General features: G+C 59.7%; 2 protein-coding genes. Both read right to left on the minus strand.

The window, feature by feature from the left end:
- Nucleotides 1–499: 499 nt before the first annotated feature.
- The gene (locus tag R5H32_RS20760) at nt 500–1,537 is read right to left on the minus strand and encodes a YbaY family lipoprotein (protein WP_318340540.1); all 1,038 of its coding nucleotides are present in this window, start codon (nt 1,535–1,537) and stop codon (nt 500–502) included.
- A gap of 556 nt (nt 1,538–2,093) precedes the next feature.
- The coding region (locus R5H32_RS20765; RefSeq protein WP_318340541.1) for an IS110 family transposase at nt 2,094–2,958 on the minus strand (865 nt) is incomplete at its 5' end.

A 2,958-nucleotide genomic window follows, 5' to 3' on the forward strand; every position in this document is an offset into this window, starting at 1 on the left:
ATGACCGCTTCCGGGAAGTCGTGCCGCAGCGCGGCGGGCCGTTCCATGACTCGGTCGAGCCGCCGACTTGAGTTTCGCTGCATCGGCCTCAGGCGGCTTCGTCCGCATAGCGTGAATTCGCCCGACGCCCGATGGCGCAGATGCAGCGAATGTCTCCTCTGACGGGCCGCAGCGCGGCGTCAACCTGCCATCGTCAACGACTGCTTTCGAAAGCAGTCGTTCGCTGCGCCGATCACCAATGACCGCTATGCGGGAAGATCCGGACCTATGCGCCCGCGGCATGGGGAGTCGCCCAGATCACTACCTGTCAGCTTTTTCGTCGCTGGAGCGCAGCTCGATTTCCCGAAAACGGCCGTTCGAGCAAGCCTGGATAGAGCAGATCCGAACCGGTCGTTCGCCGCGCGGCTGATTGATGTCTCACATGCGGACGAAGCTGCCGTCGGGAAGTTCCAAGTGCCGGGACCTTGGTTGCACCAGGTCGCGAAGGCGGTGCTTAGGTTCAAGGCAGCGCAACGGCCTCCAGAAACGCGACCGTCATACCTTCAGCAGTAACCAACTCCATAGTTGGCCCTGTCACGATAGCCTTGCTCACCGAGGATATGCCCTGAGTCCACGCGCGCTCAATCTCATCAAGTGGCGGTGGGCATGCCATCATCGTCATGGGACCAGCACCCAAGGACAGCGCGGAGCCTGCGAGTGTGTAACTTCCATTGATAGTGTTGCAGCCGACAGTAGACGTAAAGGCTCCTTCACTTGGGCGTAGTATGATGTGTGGTTCTCGTTCGATCTCGGTATTCTCGAGCACGTCGCCAGCAATCGATAGAATACGCCAATAAGTGTTTTCAACATCCGAGTCCGCCATTGCGCGCTCACAGGTCAGCCCCGGGACGAATCCGGCAAGCCGATTAATCACCAGCATATCCCGCTTGCCGCCTTCGGTCCCCTCGCGTTTGGCTATCTCCCCTTCGAGCACGACAGCGACTGGTGCCATGGGCTCGGACTGTGCATTCAGGTATCCGCGTTCAGCATCGAGGTAAGCGCCCTCGATTGTGACGGGGTAGACTTCTTTTGTCCCGCATTCGGCAAACGTGGCGGCGTCTGCGAAATAGACAAATTCACCGATCATTCTGTGGGGCGGTTCGGACACAGTTTGTACCTGAACCATAGTGATCGCCACCTCGTTGCCCGCGCCGCCCGTCAACACCGGTGTATGGGTGTCAGTGGTAAACAGCAACCGCTCGCCCAATCGCAGGCTCGCTCGAACAGTGTATCGCCGCGCATCCTGAATAACCTCGGGGTTGTATGGAATCGTGAATTCGTAAGGCGGGTTTCCCGCTTCGTTCAACGTCACGGTGCTGAGGATTTTTGACGGAACATCCATCAGTGACACGTCCTCAAGCCGAACCTCAAAGGTCACACCGGGCGGCATGGCGATCCGTTCCCGGTATGTGGCTGTTCCCTTTATTGCTTCCATTGCATTCACCCCAAGCCCGGCGAAGGCAAGAACCGTCACCAAGACTGATGCCAAAACTCGCATCGCCGTGATCCTTTCGATTACTTGTCGACTTCACCCTATGGCAGGTGCCGAGCAAAGGTCCATGCTCAAGCCTCTCCAAGGCATGATCCGGTTCGGCGGTGTAGGCTTTACTGAAGCTGCCGTTCGATCCCGCGCGCAGCATTTTCGGCAGCTGAATGACCGCTGTGCGGGACGAAGCCGACAAATAGCTGATCACTTGGCTCAGTCGGCTTGGGAGGAAATGCTAGGCTCAGGACTTCGGTAACGGGGCGGTCCAGGTCAAGCGCTTTTGCGCATGCCACAAGGGCCGCCGAGCTGCAGCCTTGTCGTTTGTGCGATTGACATGCTTTCCTATCTGGCAGCCTTCGTTTGAGATCGACCCGGGTGCATGCTTCGGTCCGTGGTCGGCGCGACGGCCGCCAACATGATGCTGGTTCAATGCAATTCCGGTGTGCCCATCTCATTGGCGTGCTCGACATGGTCGGCTTCAGTCCTGAGCACGGCATCACCGCAACCGCGTCCCGTGGGGACCTCGAAGGCCCGCCATCAGGCGGGCAACAGTTAGGAACTGTTATCTTCAGCCGGCGTGTAGCACCGGAGTATCGAAGCGGAAGTCGGCGTCGTCTGTCCACATGCGGTGCAGGATCACGGCGATGCGCCGCGCCAGTGCAACCATCGCGCGCTTCGCACCACGGCGCCGTGCAAGTTTCGCGGCCCAGGTTCTCAGCCATGTTGCCCGTCCGCGATGCATCATGACGGTTGCCGCCTGGCACAACGCACGGCGCAGGTTGACGTCGCCTGCCTTGGTGATCCCGCCCGAGATGTCTCGCTCGCCAGACTGGTTTCGAGAGGGTGTCAGGCCAACCCACGGTCCGACTTTCTTCGAGGACGTGAACCGGGCCGGGTCATCGACCGCAGATCGATATGTCAAGGCAACGACCGCACCAATCCCCGGCATCGACATCAGTCGACGACAGACCGGATCATCCTGAGCGAGTTCGCGGACATGGCGTTCAAGGCCCGCCAGCTCTCGTCGCAGCGCCGACCGTGCGCGGAGCATGGGTTCGGTTGCAGCTTCCAGCATCGGATTGCCTGCCGCCAGTTCTCTGATCCGTTGTTCGAACCGGCCACGAGATATGGTGCCGACCTTGAGGCCAAAGTTCCGCAACAGCCCGCGCAGGGACATCTCCAAAGTGATGAATCCTTGTTGCACGGCCTTGCGGGCGGTGAGTACAGCGCGAACCTCTTGTGCCGACACCGATTTGCAGTGAACCGGCCGGAACCAGGCGAGGTGGAGCAGACGCGCGATCCCTTCGGCATCACGACGGTCCGTCTTGTGAATCCCGGAGACAAAATGGACAGCGGAAACGGTCGGATGTTCTGACTGTCGCGGAGTAATATTCCGCATCTTTCGCCTTAGGCAACGAGCTGAAGGCGGGGAG

Origin of the sequence: Defluviimonas sp. D31, assembly GCF_033436765.1 — a bacterium.
Lineage (GTDB): Bacteria > Pseudomonadota > Alphaproteobacteria > Rhodobacterales > Rhodobacteraceae > Albidovulum.